The sequence below is a fragment of the Nocardioides sp. genome, assembly GCF_044226765.1.
Taxonomy (GTDB): domain Bacteria; phylum Actinomycetota; class Actinomycetes; order Propionibacteriales; family Nocardioidaceae; genus Nocardioides.
On record NZ_JBGAGJ010000002.1, the window covers coordinates 246,395 to 264,957 of the forward strand.

The window sequence follows — 18,563 nt, forward strand, 5'->3', positions numbered from 1 at the left end:
GTTGGTACGGCGCGGCAGTAGCGCCGACTCGCGTCCCTACGGCGCGGCCGTAGCGCCGACTCGGCCCGTCAGGAGTAGTCAGCGGCGGCGCGCTTGGCCATGTCGAGGAAGGAGCGGCGGGACTCGAGGTTCTCCTCGAGCTCGCGGACCTTCTTGTCGTTGCCGGCGCCGCGCGCCTGCTCCAGGTCGGTCTCGACCTGGGCGATGGCGGCCTCGAGCTTGCTGACCATGTCGTCCGCGCGGGCCGACTTCTCAGGGTCGGAGCGGCGCCACTGCTCCTCCTCGACACCCCGGATCTCCTGCTCGACCCGGCGCATCCGGCCCTCGAGGTCGCGCATCCGGTCCCGCGGGACCTTGCCGGCCGCGTCCCAGCGGTCGGCGATGTCGCGGAACGCCCGCTTGGTGGCCTCGAGGTCCTGCACCGGGAGCAGCGCCTCCGCCTCGACGAGGAGCTGCTCCTTGACCACGGCGTTGGCCGCGAACTCCTGGTCCTGCTCGGCGGCGGCCGCGTCGCGGGCACCGAAGAACGCGTCCTGGGCGCCGCGGAACCGCTTCCAGAGGGCGTCGTCGACGTCTCGCGGGGCGGGGCCGGCCGCCTTCCACTGCCGCATCAGGTCGCGGTACCGCCCCGCGGTCGGGCCCCAGTCGGTCGAGGTCGCGAGCGCCTCGGCCTCCGTGGCCAGCCGCTCCTTGACGGCGCGCGCCTGGTCGCGCTTCTCGTGCTGCTCGGCGAAGTGCGCCTTGCGGCGTCGGGTGTACGCCGTGCGCGCGCTCGAGAAGCGACGCCACAAGGCGTCGTCGGAGGCGCGGTCGATGCGGGGGAGCGCCTTCCACTCGTCGAGCAGCTCGCGCATCCGGTTGGCGCCGTTGCGCCAGTCGTTGCCCTCGGCGAGCGCCTCGGCCTCGGCGACCAGCTTCTCCTTGCCGGCACGCGCCTCCTCGGAGCGACGGGCGCGCTCGGCCTTGCGCTCCTCCCGCTGGGCGTCGAGGAGAGGGGTCAGCGCGTCCAGCCGGGTGGCGAGCGAGGCGAGGTCGCCGACCGCGTTGGCGTCGACCACCTGACCGCGGACGGTGCGCACCGACACGGCGGCCTCCTCGGGCGACATCACCCCCGAGCGGACCCGCCGCTCCAGCAGCTCGACCTCGAAGGCGAGGGCGTCGTACCGCTCGGTGAAGAACCTCAGCGCCTCCTCGGGGGTTCCCTCGGGGTACTGCCCGACGGAGCGCTCCCCGTCCGCGGTCTTCACGTAGACGGTGCCGTCGTCGTCGACGCGGCCCCAATCGTGGCTCGTCACTGCTTCGCTCCGCTCGCTCCAGGTCGTGGCACGCCCATGCTAGTCAGGCGGAGCCGGCCGGCTGTCGGGGCGACCGCACCCGGTGGGCCGCCCGGGTCCCGGGCCATCACCGGCTCGGGACCACAGACCCTGCCTGGGCACGCCTCGCGGCTCTAGGTTCGAAAGTGAGGACATCTCTGCGGCAGAGGGGGTCGTCATGCGCGATCGTCGTCGCAGCGCAGCCGTGGTCCTGGCTGCACTGGCGCTCATCGGGTGGACCGTCCTGGGTGCCGGAGGGGCCCGCGCCGACGGCTCGGCGTCGCCGGAGACTCCGCTGGAGCGCGTCAACGCACTGGTCCAGCCGAGCATCGTCTACCTCCAGCAGGACTGGGCGGCCTACGTCTACGACAAGGCCAACAAGCAGTACCTCAACGGCGGACAGCAGTTCCAGCTGTCCTTCCAGTGCACCGGATTCGTCGTCAACCCCGAGGGCTACATCGCCACGGCAGGACACTGCGTCGACCTCGACGAGGTCGCGCCCGCGTTCTTCCGGGCCGCGGCACAGTGGGCGATCGCGAACGACTACTACGTCGCGGACTCGCTCACCGTCGCCCAGATCCTCGCCTTCCAGGACTACCGCGTCGAGACCTACGACAAGGTCAACCGGGCCGACCTGACCATCCAGGTCGGCTGGGGTGCGGCGGCGTCGGGCATCCAGACAGCCGAGGTGCGCCGCGCCCGCGTGGTCGACAAGCTCGGCCCCGGCGAGGGCGACGTCGCCCTGCTCAAGGTGGAGGCCTCCGGGCTCAACGCCCTGCCCCTCTCGGACGAGGGGGCCGAGGTCGGCACCGACATCGTCTCGGTGGGCTACCCCGCCTCGGTCGACTCGGTGACCGATCCCGACCTCACCCCGAGCTTCAAGGACGGGTCGATCAGCTCGGTCAAGACCGTGCAGGGCGGCCTGCTCACCGTCTACGAGATCTCGGCCGCCGTGTCCGGTGGCATGAGCGGTGGCCCGACGGTCGACCTGGACGGACAGGTCATCGGGGTCAACAGCTTCGGGATCTCCGGTGAGCCGCAGCCGTTCAACTTCGTGCGCCCCGCCGACCAGCTCGCCGAGCTGTTGGCCGATGCCGGCGTCGACAACGAGGTGAGCGACACGACCACCGCGTACCGCGACGGCCTCCAGGCCTACTGGGACGGTGACAAGCAGGTCGCGGTCGACAAGTTGACGACCGTCGTCGGCGACCAGCCGAGCAACCAGCTGGCGACCGAGTACCTGCACAAGGCCCAGGCGCTCCCCGAGCCGGCCGAGGACTCGGGACCCGGTGTGCTGGTGCTGCTCCTCGTCATCGGTGGCGCGGTGGTCGTGGTGCTGGCCGCGGCCGGCGTGCTGACCCTGCTGCTGGTTCGTCGGCGTCGTCCGGGGACCCCGGTCCCGCCGCCGGTCCCGCCGATGGCGGAGCCCGGGTCCGTGGCGGTCGCGCCGCCGGCACCGGTGCCGGCCGGTCGGGGCGCCGCGCCCGCGCCCACCGTCCCGGCACCCACCGTCACCGCACCGCCCACGGCGCCGGCGCCGGCTGCACCCGCGCCCGCACCGCACGAGCACCACTTCTGCGCGCACTGCGGTGAGCCGATCGAGCACGACGCCCAGTTCTGCACCAACTGCGGGACCCACGTGGAGTAGCCGCCCGAGCACGGCGGCCCGGCGCAGCGGCGCCGCACGCACCCGTGCGACGCCGCCGCGTCGTGCTGGGTAGGCTGCCCGGGTGCTGATCGCCGGATTCCCCGCGGGGCCGTGGGGCACCAACTGCTACGTCGCCGCCACCGGTGCGGGCAGCGAGTGCGTGGTCCTCGACCCCGGCAAGGACGCGGCTGCAGGGGTGGCCGAGGTGGTCCGCGAGCACCGGCTCAAGCCGGTCGCCGTCCTCGTCACCCACGGCCACGTCGACCACATGTGGTGCGTTGCGCCGGTCGCCGGCACGTACGACGCCACGGCCTGGATCCACCCCGCCGACCGGCACCTCCTGGCGGACCCGATGTCCGGCCTGTCGCCCGAGACGAGCGCGATGCTGCTGGGCGGGCGCTACGAGTTCGCCGAGCCCGACGACGTGCGCGAGCTCGCCGACGGCCAGGAGCTCGAGGTCGCGGGCCTCCGCTTCGTCGTCGACCACGCGCCCGGGCACACGGCGGGGTCGGTGACCTTCCGGTCGCCGTACGAGCGCGAGGACGTGTCGGAGGTGATGTTCTCCGGCGACCTGCTCTTCGCGGGATCGATCGGCCGCACCGACCTGCCCGGCGGGGACCATCCGACGATGCTGCGCAGCCTGCGCGACAAGGTGCTGACCCTGCCCGACGACGTCGTGGTGCTGCCCGGTCACGGCGAGCAGACCTCGATCGGCCGCGAGCGCGCGACCAACCCGTTCCTGCTCGACCTGCAGTCCGCCGACCCGTCAGCGGGCGACGCGGGCCGCGTCACCCGAGGTCTGTGACTCCATGAGTGCCAAGCCCACCCCGCTCAGCGGGTTCCCCGAGCTGCTGCCTGCCGCCCGCGTCGTGGAGCGCGAGGTCGTCGCCTCGCTCTCGCGCACCTTCGAGCTGCACGGCTTCGCCAACATCGAGACGCGCGTCGTCGAGCCGCTGGACCGGCTCGCGAAGGGCGGCGAGATCGACAAGGAGATCTACGTCCTGCGGAGGCTGCAGGCCGGCGACGAGGAGGGCGACGCGGGCCTCGGCCTGCACTTCGACCTGACCGTCCCGTTCGCCCGCTACGTCCTTGAGCACGCCGGGCACCTGGAGTTCCCGTTCCGGCGCTTCCAGATCCAGCCGGCGTGGCGGGGGGAGCGGCCCCAGGAGGGCCGCTACCGGCAGTTCACCCAGGCCGACGTCGACATCGTCGGCAAGGACGTCCTGCCGTTCCACCACGACGTGGAGGTGATGCGGGTGATGGTCGAGGCGCTCGACGCGCTGCCGATCCCGCCGGTGAGCTTCCAGTTCAACAACCGCAAGCTGATCCAGGGCTTCTACCGCGGGCTCGGGCTCCCCGACCTGACCGCCGCCATCCGCACCATCGACAAGCTCGACAAGCTGGGCGACCGGGTCGCCGAGCTGCTGGTCGAGGACGCCGGGGCCACTCCCGAGCAGGCGCGGCGCTGCCTCGAGCTCGCGACGATCCGGGTGGCCGACACCTCCTTCGTGGAGCGGGTGCGCGCGCTCGGGGTCGAGGACGACCTGCTGGACGAGGGGCTCGCCGAGCTCGCCGCCGTCGTCGAGGGCTGCGCCGCCGGCGACCACCGGCACGTGACCGTCGAGGCCAACCTGCGCATCGCGCGGGGGCTCGACTACTACACCGGCACCGTCGTCGAGATCTTCATGGCGGGGTACGAGCGCCTGAAGTCGGTCGGCGGCGGTGGCCGGTACGACGCGCTGGCGAGCGACGGGCGCTCGACCTACCCCGGCGTCGGTGTCTCCTTCGGCGTGTCCCGGACGCTGATCCCGCTGCTGGCCGACGGCGTGCTCGCGGGCAGCCGACCGGTGCCCAGCGCGGTCCTGGTCGCCGTCACCGACGAGGAGAGCCGGTCGGCGAGCACGGCTGTGGCCGACGCCCTCCGAGCGCGCGGGATCCCGACCGAGGTGGCCGCCTCCGCTCAGAAGTTCGGCAAGCAGATCCGCTACGCCGAGCGGCGAGGCATCCCCTTCGTCTGGTTCCCCGGTCGCGACGGGGCCCAGGACGAGGTCAAGGACATCCGGTCCGGTGAGCAGGTCGCGGCCGATCCCGCTGCCTGGACGCCACCCGAGGAGGACCTGCGACCGCAGGTCCGCACGAGCCATGTCGTCGACGACGAGGAGCAGCACCCGTGATCCGCACCCACGACGCCGGCGCCCTGCGTGCCGAGCACGCCGGCCAGACCGTCACCCTCGCCGGGTGGGTCGCCAACCGGCGCGACCACGGCGGGGTCGCCTTCATCGACCTCCGCGAGGCCAGCGGCGTCGTCCAGGTGGTCATCCGCGACGAGCAGGTCGCCCACCACCTGCGGGCCGAGTACTGCCTCCGGGTGACCGGTGAGGTCACCCGGCGCAAGGAGGGCAACGAGAACCCGAACCTGGCCACCGGTGAGGTCGAGGTCGTCGCCAGCGAGGTCGAGGTGCTCAGTGCGGCCGCCCCGCTGCCGTTCCCCATCAGCGATCACGTGGACGTGGGGGAGGAGGCGCGGCTGCGCCACCGCTACCTCGACCTGCGCCGGTCGGGTCCCAACCGGGCGCTGCGGCTGCGCAGCAAGGTCAACAAGGCCGCGCGCGACGTGCTCGACGGGCACGGCTTCGTCGAGATCGAGACGCCGACGCTCACCCGGTCCACGCCCGAGGGTGCCCGCGACTTCCTGGTCCCTGCGCGCCTGCAGCCAGGGAGCTGGTACGCGCTCCCGCAGAGTCCCCAGCTGTTCAAGCAGCTGCTGATGGTCGCGGGCATGGAGCGGTACTTCCAGATCGCGCGCTGCTACCGCGACGAGGACTTCCGAGCCGACCGTCAGCCGGAGTTCACCCAGCTCGACATCGAGATGAGCTTCGTGGAGCAGGACGACGTCATCGCGGTGGCGGAGGAGGTCCTGGTCGCGCTGTGGCGCCTGATCGGCCACGAGATCGCCACGCCGCTGCCGCGGATGACCTACGCCGAGGCGATGGCCCGCTTCGGCTCCGACAAGCCCGACCTGCGGATGGGTCAGGAGCTGGTCGACTGCACGGAGTTCTTCGCCGAGACGCCGTTCCGGGTCTTCCAGGCGCCGTACGTCGGCGCCGTCGTCATGCCTGGGGGAGCGGGCCAGCCGCGCAAGCAGCTCGACGCGTGGCAGGAGTGGGCCAAGCAGCGGGGCGCCCGCGGCCTGGCCTACGCGCTGGTCCAGCCGGACGGTGAGCTGACCGGGCCGGTCGCCAAGAACATCTCCGACGCCGAGCGCGCCGGCCTGGCGGCCCACGTCGGCGCCGAGCCGGGGGACTGCATCTTCTTCGCCGCCGGGCCAGTCAAGACCAGCCGCGCGCTCCTCGGCGCTGCGCGGCTGGAGATCGGTCGCCGGTGCGGACTCCTCGACGAGTCCGCCTGGGCGTTCACCTGGATCGTCGACGCACCGCTGTTCGAGCCCGCGGACGAGGCCACCGCGGCCGGCGACGTGGCCGTCGGGAGCGGTGCGTGGACCGCGGTGCACCACGCGTTCACCTCCCCCCAGGACCTCGACACCTTCGACTCCGACCCGGGCAGCGCCGTGGCGTGGGCCTACGACATCGTCTGCAACGGCAACGAGATCGGGGGCGGGTCGATCCGTATCCACCGCGAGGACGTGCAGAAGCGGGTCTTCGAGGTGATGGGCATCGGCGAGGCCGAGGCGGAGGAGAAGTTCGGCTTCCTGCTGGAGGCGTTCAAGTACGGCGCACCGCCCCACGGCGGCATCGCGTTCGGCTGGGACCGGATCGTCGCGCTGCTGTCCGGCAGCGACTCGATCCGGGACGTCATCGCGTTCCCGAAGTCAGGTGGGGGCTTCGATCCGCTCACTGCGGCACCTGCGCCGATCACGCCCGAGCAGCGGAAGGAAGCCGGGGTGGACGCCGCTCCGGAGAAGGACGTCCCGTCGCAGGCCTGATCGCCCGGACGGTGGTTGCGGCACGATGACCCCCGGATAACAAGAAGATCTCGAGACCAGATCGTTACACGCAGATGACCCGATGAGGTGTGGGCGTCACATAGAGTCGCAGCGGTCGCCGGCCTTCCGGCAGCCGTGATCCGGCTCCCGCACGACCGACGGCCAAGCTCATCCGACACGACAGAGGTGCCATGTCTCTTCAGGCTTCGAACCTGGAAGTTGAACAGCTCCCGCCCGGGACGGACGCCACCGTCGCGGACCCCAGCAAGATCGCTGGACGGTCGCCGACGAAGCTCGCGATCGCCCGGTTCCGGCAGGACCGGCTCTCGATGGTGTCGTTCTGGATCGTCGTGGTCTACCTCCTCATCGGCATCTCGGCGCCGATCCTGGTCAAGACCGGCGTGCTCGACCCGTTCACGCTCCACCAGGAGCTGCTGAACTCCGACACCCTCCCCAAGGGCAGCTTCGGCGGCGTCAGCTGGTCCCACCCCCTCGGCGTGGAGCCGGGCACCGGCCGCGACGTGCTGTCCCGCCTCGTCTACGGGGTCACGTTCTCGCTGGCGATCGCGCTGGCGTCCACGATCATCGCCATCGGCCTCGGCACCGCGCTCGGCATCATCTCGGGCTTCAGCGGTGGCTGGACCGACTCGATCATCGGCCGGGCTGTCGACCTGACGCTGTCCTTCCCTCAGACCCTGATGCTGCTGGCCCTGTCCAGCCTGGGCGTCGCGTTCGTCGCCAAGTACCTGCCCGGCAACGACTCGGCCGCCCTGCCGAACGCGGTGTACGTGATCCTCGTGCTCGGCCTGTTCGGCTGGCCCGGCATCACCCGCATCATGCGTGGCCAGGTGCTCTCGATCCGCGAGCGCGAGTTCGTGGACGCGGCCGTCCTGGTCGGCGCGTCGCGCCGGCGGATCTACTTCAAGGAGATCCTCCCGAACCTGTGGGCCCCGCTGCTGGTCACGTTCACGCTCACCATGCCGCTCTACATCTCGGCCGAGGCGGCCCTGAGCTACCTCAGCGTCGGCATCAAGCCGCCGACCCCGACCCTCGGCAACATCCTCAAGGGCTCGGTCAACTACTCGCAGGCCGACTTCGGGTTCTTCTTCGGCCCGGCCTTCCTGATCATGCTGATCGTCGTCAGCTTCAACCTGCTCGGCGACGGGATCCGCGACGCCCTCGACCCCAAGTCGGCCCAGTAGCGCAGACCACGGTCGGATGCTCGTCCCCGTCCCCACCCCGATTTTCGGCGATACGGAGTCGCCGGAGGTGCCGCCGCTCCAGGCGCGACACACACTGAAGGAGAAGTAATGTTCAAGTATCGAAAGCGGTTGCTCGCCGGCACCGCCGCGATCGCGTTGGCGGCCGGGCTCGCCGCGTGCGGGGGGTCGGGGTCTGACTCCAACAGCCCCTCGGATGGCGAGTCGGCCGGCAAGGCCGGCGGCACGCTGCTGTACTACATCTACGCGCCGTACGAGCACGTGGACCCGCAGCGGACCTACGTCGGTGTCGAGCTGACCAACTTCCGCCGGACCGTGTACCGCAGCCTGGTCGCCTTCCCGATCTCCACCGACGTGGAGAAGGCGAACACGCCGGTCCCGGACCTCGCGACCGACACCGGCACCTCCTCCGAGGGCGGCAAGGTCTGGAAGTTCACGGTCAAGGACGGCGTGAAGTGGGAGGACGGCAAGCCCGTCACCTGTGAGGACTTCAAGTACGGCGCCTCGCGTGTCTTCGCGACCGACGTGATCACCGGTGGTCCGAACTACATCCTGACCTACCTGGACATCCCGACGGACAAGAAGACCGGCCTGCCGATCTACACCGGTCCGTACAACCACACCGACGCGGGCCAGGCCGCCTTCGACAAGGCGATCACCTGCGACGGCAACACCATCACGTACAACTTCAAGAAGCCGTGGCCGGACTTCCCGCTCGCCGTGGCCAGCCTGACGATGATGGACCCGTACCGCCAGGACAAGGACCAGGGCGCGAAGTCCAACTACCAGATCTTCTCCAACGGCCCCTACATGATCAAGGGCAACCAGTGGAACAAGAACAAGGGCGCGGCCTTCGTCCGTAACCCCAACTACGACGCGTCGACCGACTCGACCGACATCCGCATGGCGCTGCCGGACGAGATCGACTTCAACGTGGGTCAGACCACCGAGACGATCTACGACCGCCTGATCGCCGACAGCGGTGACGACCAGTACGCCGTCACCAGCCAGCGCGTCCCGCCGGCCTACTACAGCCAGATCACCGGCCCGGTCGCCGACCGCTCCGTGCTCGTGGCCTCGCCGTACGTCGACTACCTGGTGCCGAACTTCCGCCGGCTCACCGACCCGGCCGTCCGGCAGGCGCTCGCGATGGCAACGAACAAGACCGGGTGGATCACCGCGGGTGGTGGCGAGAAGGCCTACACCCCGGCCGACTCGATCGTGAACCCGCAGGTCGTCGGCTACAAGCCGAACCCGTCGTTCGCCGACATCCCGGAGGCCGGCGACGCTGCGGCCGCCAAGAAGATCCTCACCGACGCCGGCGTGAAGCTGCCGGTGCCGCTGAAGTTCACCTACCCGCAGTCCGACACCGCTGACAAGCAGGCCTCCGCGCTGAAGGAGACCTGGACCGACGCGGGCTTCGACGTCTCGCTCGACCCGCTGGGCGACACCTACTACGACGTCGTGCAGCAGCCCGACAAGGACAGCGACGTCATGTGGGCCGGCTGGGGTGCTGACTGGCCGTCGGCGATCACCGTGACCCCGCCGCTGTTCGACAGCCGCCCGAACCTGACCGCGGCCTCCGACGGCCAGGACTACGGCGCCTACAAGAGCGACGAGTTCAACGGTCTGGTGGACGAGGCCCAGTCGGCCAGCACGCTGGACGACCAGACCGCGGCCCTGCAGCAGGGTGACGAGGTGCTCGGCAAGGACACCGCGTACATCCCGCTGGAGATCGCGCAGTTCTACTTCCTCCGTGGCTCCAAGGTGACGGGTTACACCAACACCCCGGCCTCCTCGATGTACCCGGACCTCGGTCCGATCGGCGTCGAGAACTGACGGTGGACCAGAACCGCTAGACCTGGTCACAGCAACACTGCAGCACAGCAACACCCGCCGGGCGGTCGCTCACCGCGGCCGCCCGGCGACCGGGGGGGGGGGGGGGCCCCCTGCGGCCCTGCACTCCCATCCGACCCTCGAGGTGGTCCCGATGTTCGCCTACGTCGTGCGCCGGTTGTTCATCGGTGTGATCTTGCTGATGGTGATGTCCCTGGTGACGTTCATGCTCTTCTTCGCCTCACCGGTGGACCCGGCGCGGTACGCGTGCGGCAAGAACTGCTCGCCCGCGCTGAAGGAGCAGACCCGCAAGGCGCTGGGCTACGACCAGCCCGTGGTCACCCAGTGGACCAACTTCATGAAGGGCGTGGCCGCGGGTCGCCAGTACCCCGACGACCCGGAGATCGCCAAGAAGGCGCCCGAGCTGGTCGTCGACTGCACCGCACCCTGCTTCGGCTACTCCGTGGTCAACCAGCAGACCGTGGCGGAGGAGATGAAGGAGGCCTTCCCGGTCTCCTTGTCGCTCGCGCTGGTCGCGCTGGTGCTGTGGCTGACCGGAGGGGTGGTCTTCGGCGTCATCGCCGCGGTCAGAAAAGGCTCGTTCATGGATCGAGGTATCGTCGGCGCCTCATTGGTGTTCTATGCCTTCCCCACCTTCTTCATCGGCCTGTTCCTGCTGAAGTTCGTCGCCATCCAGTGGCAGTGGGTCCAAGTGCCGAGCTACACCCCGATCGCCGAGGGCGGCGTCGGCCCGTGGCTCTCGAACCTGTTCCTGCCCGCCCTGACGCTGGCGCTGGTCTACATGGCCGGCTACGTGCGGATGACCCGCGCCTTCGTGCTGGAGTCGATGAGCGAGGACTACGTGCGCACGGCGCGGGCCAAGGGCCTCAAGAGCCGTCGCGTGCTGGTCAAGCACAGCATGCGCGCCGCGCTCACCCCGCTCGTCACCCTCGTGGGCCTGGACTTCGCGGGCCTGATGGGCGGCGCGATCATCACCGAGACGGTCTTCAACTTCAACGGTCTGGGCAAGCTCGCCGTCGACGCCAACGCTGCCTACGACCTGCCGACGATCATCGGCCTGGTGCTCCTGCTGGGCGCCTTCGTGATCGTCGCCAACATCATCGTCGACGTCCTGTACGCCGTCATCGACCCGCGCGTACGCGTCGGCTGAGGAGGATAGTTGTCCAGCTTCCTGTCCGTCCGCGACCTGAAGGTCCACTTCCCGACGGCCGACGGCGTCGTGAAGGCGACCGACGGGCTCTCCTTCGACCTGGAGAAGGGCAAGACCCTCGGCATCGTGGGTGAGTCCGGCTCCGGCAAGTCGGTGTCGAGCTCGGCGATCCTCGGGCTGCACCGACGCACCAACGCGATCGTCAGCGGCGAGATCCTGCTCGACGGCGTCGACCTGCTCAAGGTCAGCGACGAGGAGATGCGCCGCCGCCGGGGCAAGGAGGTCTCCATGATCTTCCAGGACCCCCTCTCGGCGATGCACCCCTACTACACCGTCGGCAACCAGATCGGTGAGGCCTACCGGGTCCACCACGACGTGAGCAAGAAGGTCGCCAAGGCGCGTGCGGTCGAGATGCTCGACCGGGTCGGCATCCCGCAGCCCGACCGCCGGGTCGACGACTACCCGCACCAGTTCTCCGGTGGCATGCGTCAGCGCGCGATGATCGCGATGGGGCTGATCAACAACCCCAGCCTGCTGATCGCCGACGAGCCGACGACGGCCCTCGACGTGACCGTCCAGGCGCAGATCCTGGACCTGCTCGGCGACCTGCAGCGCGAGTTCCAGTCCGCGGTCATCATCATCACCCATGACCTCGGCGTCGTGGCGGAGATGGCCGACGACGTCCTGGTGATGTACGCCGGCCGCGCGGTCGAGTACGGCACCACCAAGGAGATCCTGACGCGCCCGGAGATGCCCTACACGTGGGGGCTGCTCTCCAGCGTGCCGGACGTGTCGGCCGACATCAACGCCGCACTGATCCCGATCCCGGGCAACCCGCCGAGCCTGCTGAGCCCGCCCACCGGCTGCCCGTTCCACCCCCGCTGCCAGTACCAGGACAAGGTCGACGGCGACCTGTGCAGCACCGTGCTGCCCGAGCTGCTGCCGGGGGCCCATCGGGAGGGGCACCTGAGCCGGTGCCACATCAAGGACCCCGATGCCGTGTTCATGAGAGAGGTCCTGCCGGAGATCGCGCCGGACCTGGTGGAGGAGCGATGAGCGACCACAACCCCGTCGGCTTCGGCGACCCCAACGAGGTGGGAGCACCCCGCTTCACCGGCGCGACCGGTGACCAGCTGGACCTCGCGAACGAGTTCCCGACCGACGACGCGGCGACCTACGTCGAGCCGGAGCACGCCAGTCCGGCCCTGGACGCGCCGGAGGACGGCAAGCCGATCCTGGAGGTCCGCGACCTGCGGATGTACTTCCCGGTGAAGTCGGCCGGGATCATCCGACGGACCGTCGGCCATGTGCAGGCCGTGGACGGGATATCGTTCCAGCTCCCCGCCGGTGGCTCGCTCGGGCTGGTCGGCGAGTCCGGGTGCGGCAAGTCGACCACGGGTCGCCTGATCACCCGGCTCTACCAGCCGACCGGCGGCTCGATCATGTTCGACGGCCACGACATCTCCAAGACCTCCGCGCGGGGGCTCAAGGGCCTGCGGCGCGAGATCCAGATGATCTTCCAGGACCCCTACACCTCGCTGAACCCGCGGCACACGGTGGGCGCGATCGTGGGCGCCCCGCTGCTCATCCACGGCGTCGTGCCCAAGGACAAGGTGCTGCCCCGGGTCCAGGAGCTGCTCGAGATCGTGGGTCTCAACCCCGAGCACTACAACCGCTACCCGCACGAGTTCTCCGGCGGTCAGCGCCAACGCATCGGCATCGCCCGGGCGCTGACCCTGCAGCCGAAGGTGCTGGTCGCCGACGAGCCGGTCTCGGCGCTGGACGTGTCGATCCAGGCCCAGGTCATCAACCTGCTCAAGGACGTGCAGAAGGAGTTCGGGATCGCCTTCTTGTTCGTCGCGCACGACCTGGCCGTGGTGCGGCACTTCTGCCCCGAGGTCGCGGTGATGTACCTCGGCAAGATCGTCGAGATCGGCGACCGGGAGACGCTCTACAACCGGCCCAACCACCCCTACACCCAGGCGCTGCTGTCCGCGGTGCCCGACGTCAAGCAGGCCGCCATCGGCGGTCGGCGCGAGCGGATCCGCCTGGAGGGCGACGTCCCCAGCCCGATCAACCCGCCGTCGGGCTGCCGGTTCCGCACGCGGTGCCCGTTGGCCCAGGAGATCTGCGCCCGGGTGGAGCCGCCGCTGCTGCAGATCGGCAAGCGGCACAAGGTCGCCTGCCACTTCGCCGGTGAGCTGGGTCGCCACCCGGACCGTCCGGTGACCGCATCGCTGCTCGGCGTCGACGACAGCGGGACGCCGAACCCCGGCGCGACGCCCAGCGAGTCCGTCGGCAACGAGCCCGGGTTCGCCGACACCTGGTTCGACCTCGAGCGCAAGACGATGGCGAGCGCGTAGGGGGCTGCTCCTACGCTGTGGGCGTGGACGAAGGACTCTTCGACGCCCCCGGTCCGGGCCCGGCTGGTCGGGCGCGGACCGGGGGCGGTTCGTTGACCGCCAACACGCATGCGTCCGCACCCCTGGCCGTGCGGATGCGGCCGCGGACGCTCGACGAGCTCGCCGGGCAGGAGCAGCTCCGGTCGCCGGGGTCGCCGCTGCGTCGGCTGGTCGAGGGTGACCAGCCGATGTCGCTGCTGCTCTGGGGGCCACCGGGGACCGGGAAGACGACGATCGCGTCGATCGTCAGCGGCCAGACCGACCGTCGCTTCGTCGAGGTGTCGGCGGTGTCGGCCGGGGTGAAGGAGGTGCGTGCCGCCATCGACGCGGCCCGCGCCGAGCTGGTCGGCAGCGGTCGGGAGACGGTGCTGTTCGTCGACGAGGTGCACCGCTTCAGCAAGGCCCAGCAGGACGCGCTGCTGCCCGGGGTCGAGAACCGGTGGGTCACCCTGATCGCGGCGACGACCGAGAACCCGTTCTTCAGCGTGATCTCGCCGCTGCTGTCGCGCAGCCTGCTGCTGCGCCTGGAGTCCCTCTCCGACGACGACGTGCGCGCGGTGCTCGACCAGGCGCTGGTCGACGAGCGCGGCCTCGGGGGCGCCGTCACCGTCGACGAGGAGGCGCTCGAGCACCTGGTCCGCCTCGCCGGCGGCGACGCGCGCCGGGGGCTGACCTACCTGGAGGCGGCCGCGGGAGCGGCGACGGCACAGGGCCTGGACGTCGTCGACCTCGCCACCGCCGAGACCGCCGTCGACCGGGCCGCCGTGCGCTACGACCGCCAGGGCGACCAGCACTACGACGTCGTGAGCGCGTTCATCAAGTCCGTCCGTGGCTCCGACGCCGACGCCGCCCTGCACTACCTGGCCCGGATGATCGAGGCGGGGGAGGACCCCCGCTTCATCGCGCGGCGGCTGATGATCCTGGCGTCGGAGGACGTCGGGCTGGCCGACCCGACGGCCCTCACGACGGCGGTCGCGGCCGCGCAGACCGTGCAGCTGATCGGGATGCCGGAGGCCCAGCTCACGCTCGCCCACGCCACCATCGCGCTGGCCGTCGCCCCGAAGTCGAACGCGGTCACCACGGCGATCGGCGCCGCGCTCACCGACGTCCGGGCCGGCCGGATCGGCCAGGTCCCGCCGCACCTGCGCGACGCCCACTACGCCGGGGCGAAGAAGGTCGGCCACGGCACCAGCTACACCTACAGCCACGACGAGCCGTTCGGCATCGCCGAGCAGCAGTACGCCCCCGACGTGGTGCTGGACCGGGAGTACTACCAGCCCACCACGCTCGGGGCGGAGGCCGCGATCAAGGAGCGCTGGGAGCGGGTGCGCCGGATCATCCGGGGCGGGTGAGCCGGGCGGGGTCTCCGCGCAACTGAACGCCCAGGTACCCGCTACCGGCGGGTAGGTAGTCGTCAGCGCGCAATTGCGCTCCCACGACGACCCCCGGCGGCGGCGCCCCCGCATCGGGGCCCGCGATAGGGTCGGGGACCATGCAGGACTGGACCGTGCCCGTGCTCGTCACCGCGCTCCCGGTGGCCGTGCTGGTGCTGGTCGTGGCCGCCGCGCGCTCGCGGTCGCGCACCCGGCGGGAGGTCGAGGCGGCCCGTGCAGAGACGGCCGCCCTGCAGGCCCAGCTCGACGAGCTCGAGCGTCGCGTGGGCCGCTCGGAGGAGCGGCGCGCCGCGGAGGCCGGCGACCCCGAGTTCCTCATCACCGACCTCGGTCGTGAGCCCGAGGAGGCCGCGCCGACGCCGCAGATCGGCGGGGCCCTGTTCACCGACATCGTGCTGCGCGAGACGGTGGTCAAGACGGCGTCGCTCGCCCACGGCGTACGCCGGGCGCTGGACCCCGAGACCCGCAACCGGATCCGCTTCGAGATGAGGCGCGAGGTCCGGCGGGCCCGCAAGCAGCGCCGCGTCGACACGCGGCAGGCGGTCCGCGAGTGGGAGGCCCGCCAGCGGGCCGGCCTCGACGAGGAGGGCTCGGCCGCATGAAGCGCGGGCTCTGGTTCGTCGCCGGGGCCGGGACCGCCGTCTACGTGATGGTCCGCGGCCGGCGCGCGGCGGAGGCGCTCACCGCCGACGGGCTCAAGGACCGGCTCGGCGCCCTCGAGGTCGGCGCCCGGATGTTCCGCGACGAGGTGGCCGCCGGGCGCGCCGAGAAGGAATCGGAGTTGCGCGAGAGGCTCGGGCTCGTGCCTCATGGGACACCGGAGCTGACCGGCGGCCGGCACCGTGCCGTCGGCCCCGCCGACACCACGCAGGACACCACGCAGGACACCACCCAGGACACCACCCAGGACGAGGAAGGCAGCATCTGATGGACACCGCGGAGATCCGCCGCCGGTTCGTGGCTCACTTCGAGTCGCACGGCCACACGGCGGTGCCCTCGGCCTCGCTGCTCCTCGACGACCCGAACCTGCTGTTCGTCAACGCCGGCATGGTGCCCTTCAAGCCCTACTTCCTGGGTCAGGAGGCCCCGCCGTACCTGCGGGCGACGAGCGTGCAGAAGTGCGTGCGCACCCCCGACATCGAGGACGTCGGCAAGACCACCCGGCACGGGACGTTCTTCGAGATGTGCGGCAACTTCTCCTTCGGCGACTACTTCAAGGAAGGCGCGATCCAGTACGCGTGGGAGCTGGTCACCAAGCCGGTCGTCGACGGCGGCTGGGGCCTGGAGGAGAGCCGGCTCTGGCCCAGCGTGTACGACGAGGACCCGGAGGCGGTCGCGCTCTGGAAGAAGGTCACCGGGCTGCCCGACGAGCGGATCCTGCGGCTGGGCAAGAAGGAGAACTACTGGTCCATGGGCGTGCCCGGTCCGGGTGGACCGTGCTCGGAGATCCTCTACGACCGCGGCCAGGCGTACGGTCCGGACTTCGACCCCGCGAGCCTCGGCCCCGACATGCCGGTCGAGCTCGAGGACCGGCTCCTGGAGATCTGGAACCTGGTCTTCATGCAGGACGAGCTGTCCGCGGTGCGGTCCAAGGCCGACTTCGACATCGCCGGCTCGCTGCCGAAGAAGAACATCGACACCGGCATGGGCCTGGAGCGGGTGGCGTTCCTGCTCCAGGGCGTCGAGAACATGTACGAGATCGACGTGATGTTCCCGGTCATCCAGCGCGCCGAGGCGCTCACCGGCCGCCGCTACGGTGCCGGCGGCGCGCAGGGCCACGAGGACGACGTGCGCTTCCGCGTGGTCGCCGACCACGTGCGCAGCTCGATGATGCTGATCGGGGACGGCGTCACGCCCGGCAACGAGGGCCGCGGCTACGTGCTGCGCCGCCTGCTGCGCCGCGCGGTGCGGTCGATGCGGCTGCTGGGGTACGACGACCCGGCGCTGCCCGAGCTGATGCCGATCAGCCGCGACAAGATGGGCGAGACCTATACCTCGCTGGTCACCGACTGGGAGCGCATCTCGACCGTCGCCTACGCCGAGGAGCACGCGTTCCGGCAGACCCTGCGGGCCGGCACGACCATCTTCGACCAGGCGACGTCGGAGGTGAAGCGCACCGGTGGCACCACGCTGTCGGGCGACAAGGCGTTCGCGCTGCACGACACCTACGGGTTCCCGATCGACCTGACCCTGGAGATGGCCGCCGAGCAGGGTCTGGTCGTGGACGAGGCGGGCTTCCGCCGGCTGATGGGCGAGCAGCGCCAGCGCGCGAAGGACGACGCCCGGGCGAAGAAGGGCCAGCACCGCGACGCGTCGGCCTACCGGCAGGTCGCGGACTCCCTGGGCCGCCCGGTCGAGTTCACCGGCTACGAGGTGACCGCCGACGAGGGCACGGTCCGCGGCCTCGTCGCGGCCGGGGGAGTCGTGCCGTCGGCCGGGCCCGGTGACGAGGTGGAGCTCGTGCTGGACCGGACCCCGTTCTACGCCGAGGGCGGTGGCCAGCTCGCGGACGAGGGCGTCATCGAGCTCGAGAACGGCGCCCGCCTGCAGGTCCACGACGTGCAGTCGCCGGTGTCGGGGCTGATCGTCCACCAGGCGACGGTGCTCGACGGCGAGGTCACGCCCGGTCTGGGCGCGCACGCGTCGGTCGACCTCGAACGACGCCGTTCGATCTCGCGTGCGCACACCGCGACCCACATGGTGCACAAGGCGTTCCGCGAGGCCCTCGGCGAGACCGCCACGCAGGCGGGCTCGGAGAACGCGCCGGGACGGTTCCGCTTCGACTTCTCCGCGACCGGGGCGGTCCCGGCGTCGGTGATGGCCGACGTCGAGGCGCGCGTCAACGACGTCGTCCTCGACGACCTCGCCGTCCATGCCGAGGTGATGAGCCAGCGCGAGGCGGTGGCGTCGGGCGCGATGGCGCTGTTCGGCGAGAAGTACGGCGACCGCGTGCGGGTCGTCTCGGTGGGCGACTGGGCTCGCGAGCTGTGCGGTGGCACCCACGCGGGCAGCTCGGGCAAGCTCGGCGTGATCAAGCTGCTCGGTGAGTCGTCGATCGGGTCCGGCGTCCGCCGGGTCGAGGCGCTGGTCGGCAGCGACGCGTACCGCTTCCTGGCGCGTGAGCACGTGCTGGTCAACCAGCTCTCCGACACCCTCAAGGTGCGGCCGGAGCAGCTGCCCGAGCGGGTGGGCGACATCCTCGAGAAGCTGCGCGCCGCCGAGAAGGAGATCGAGAAGGTCCGGGTGCAGCAGCTGCTCGCCGCGGCCGGTGAGCTGGCGGCCGGTGCGACCAAGGTGGGCCCGGTCAACCTGGTGGCGCACCGTGCGGACGGCGCCGGGGGCGGCGACGTCCGCACCCTCGCGCTCGACGTGCGCGGCCGGCTGCCCCAGGGCGAGCCCGGTGTCGCGGTGGTGATCGGCGCGGCCGACGGCAAGGTCTCGGTCGTGGCCGCGCTGAACGACGAGGCGCGGGCCCGGGGCCTGAGCGCGAACGAGCTGGTCCGCGCCGTCGGGCCGCTCGTGGGCGGCAAGGGCGGGGGCAAGGACGACGTCGCCCAGGGCGGCGGCACCGACGCCAGCCGGATCGACGAGGCGCTCGCCCTGGTCACCGCCGAGGTCGGCCGAGTGGGGGCCTGA

Annotated in this window: 14 protein-coding genes; 13 read left to right on the top strand and 1 reads right to left on the bottom strand. The window is 71.0% G+C overall.

Annotation, left to right across the window (positions count from 1 at the left end; all coding sequences use genetic code 11):
• Positions 1-68 precede the first annotated feature (68 nt).
• Entirely contained in the window at positions 69-1,295 is a 1,227-nt protein-coding gene (locus ACILRH_RS06010; RefSeq protein WP_395691570.1) for a DUF349 domain-containing protein, read from the bottom strand.
• A 196-nt stretch (positions 1,296-1,491) separates the two neighbouring features.
• Here ACILRH_RS06010 and ACILRH_RS06015 point away from each other — a divergent pair, with 196 nt between their 5' ends.
• The 13 genes from ACILRH_RS06015 (at position 1,492) to alaS (ending at position 18,563) form a co-directional block, all read left to right on the top strand.
• Entirely contained in the window at positions 1,492-2,961 is a 1,470-nt protein-coding gene (locus ACILRH_RS06015) for a trypsin-like peptidase domain-containing protein (RefSeq protein WP_395691571.1), read from the top strand.
• A gap of 82 nt (positions 2,962-3,043) precedes the next feature.
• Complete coding sequence (locus ACILRH_RS06020; RefSeq protein WP_395691572.1) at positions 3,044-3,766, top strand: MBL fold metallo-hydrolase; 723 nt, start codon at positions 3,044-3,046, stop codon at positions 3,764-3,766.
• Between the two features lie 4 nt (positions 3,767-3,770).
• Complete coding sequence (hisS, locus tag ACILRH_RS06025; RefSeq protein WP_395691574.1) at positions 3,771-5,135, top strand: histidine--tRNA ligase; 1,365 nt, start codon at positions 3,771-3,773, stop codon at positions 5,133-5,135.
• Entirely contained in the window at positions 5,132-6,904 is a 1,773-nt protein-coding gene (gene aspS / locus ACILRH_RS06030; RefSeq protein WP_395691575.1) for an aspartate--tRNA ligase, read from the top strand. The genes hisS and aspS overlap by 4 nt, the downstream gene beginning before the upstream one ends.
• Before the next feature lie 191 nt (positions 6,905-7,095).
• On the top strand, positions 7,096-8,106 hold the full coding sequence (locus tag ACILRH_RS06035; RefSeq protein WP_395691576.1) for an ABC transporter permease: 1,011 nt from the start codon (positions 7,096-7,098) through the stop codon (positions 8,104-8,106).
• 108 nt (positions 8,107-8,214) lie between these two features.
• Positions 8,215-9,963 carry an ABC transporter substrate-binding protein gene (locus ACILRH_RS06040; RefSeq protein WP_395691577.1) on the top strand — a complete coding sequence of 583 codons (1,749 nt, stop codon included), beginning with the start codon at positions 8,215-8,217 and terminating at the stop codon, positions 9,961-9,963.
• A 151-nt stretch (positions 9,964-10,114) separates the two neighbouring features.
• Entirely contained in the window at positions 10,115-11,131 is a 1,017-nt protein-coding gene (locus ACILRH_RS06045; protein WP_395691578.1) for an ABC transporter permease, read from the top strand.
• 9 nt (positions 11,132-11,140) lie between these two features.
• Positions 11,141-12,187: an ABC transporter ATP-binding protein gene (locus ACILRH_RS06050; protein ID WP_395691579.1), complete on the top strand. Its 1,047-nt coding sequence runs from the start codon at positions 11,141-11,143 to the stop codon at positions 12,185-12,187.
• Positions 12,184-13,494 (top strand): ABC transporter ATP-binding protein, encoded by a 1,311-nt coding sequence (locus ACILRH_RS06055; protein WP_395691581.1) that lies wholly within the window; start codon positions 12,184-12,186, stop codon positions 13,492-13,494. The genes ACILRH_RS06050 and ACILRH_RS06055 overlap by 4 nt, the downstream gene beginning before the upstream one ends.
• A 23-nt stretch (positions 13,495-13,517) precedes the next feature.
• Complete coding sequence (locus tag ACILRH_RS06060; protein WP_395691583.1) at positions 13,518-14,885, top strand: replication-associated recombination protein A; 1,368 nt, start codon at positions 13,518-13,520, stop codon at positions 14,883-14,885.
• A 140-nt stretch (positions 14,886-15,025) separates the two neighbouring features.
• On the top strand, positions 15,026-15,529 hold the full coding sequence (locus ACILRH_RS06065) for a hypothetical protein (RefSeq protein WP_395691585.1): 504 nt from the start codon (positions 15,026-15,028) through the stop codon (positions 15,527-15,529).
• On the top strand, positions 15,526-15,855 hold the full coding sequence (locus ACILRH_RS06070; protein ID WP_395691587.1) for a DUF6167 family protein: 330 nt from the start codon (positions 15,526-15,528) through the stop codon (positions 15,853-15,855). The genes ACILRH_RS06065 and ACILRH_RS06070 overlap by 4 nt, the downstream gene beginning before the upstream one ends.
• The gene (gene alaS, locus ACILRH_RS06075; protein ID WP_395691589.1) at positions 15,855-18,563 is read left to right on the top strand and encodes an alanine--tRNA ligase; all 2,709 of its coding nucleotides are present in this window, start codon (positions 15,855-15,857) and stop codon (positions 18,561-18,563) included. Before ACILRH_RS06070 ends, alaS begins: the two co-directional genes overlap by 1 nt.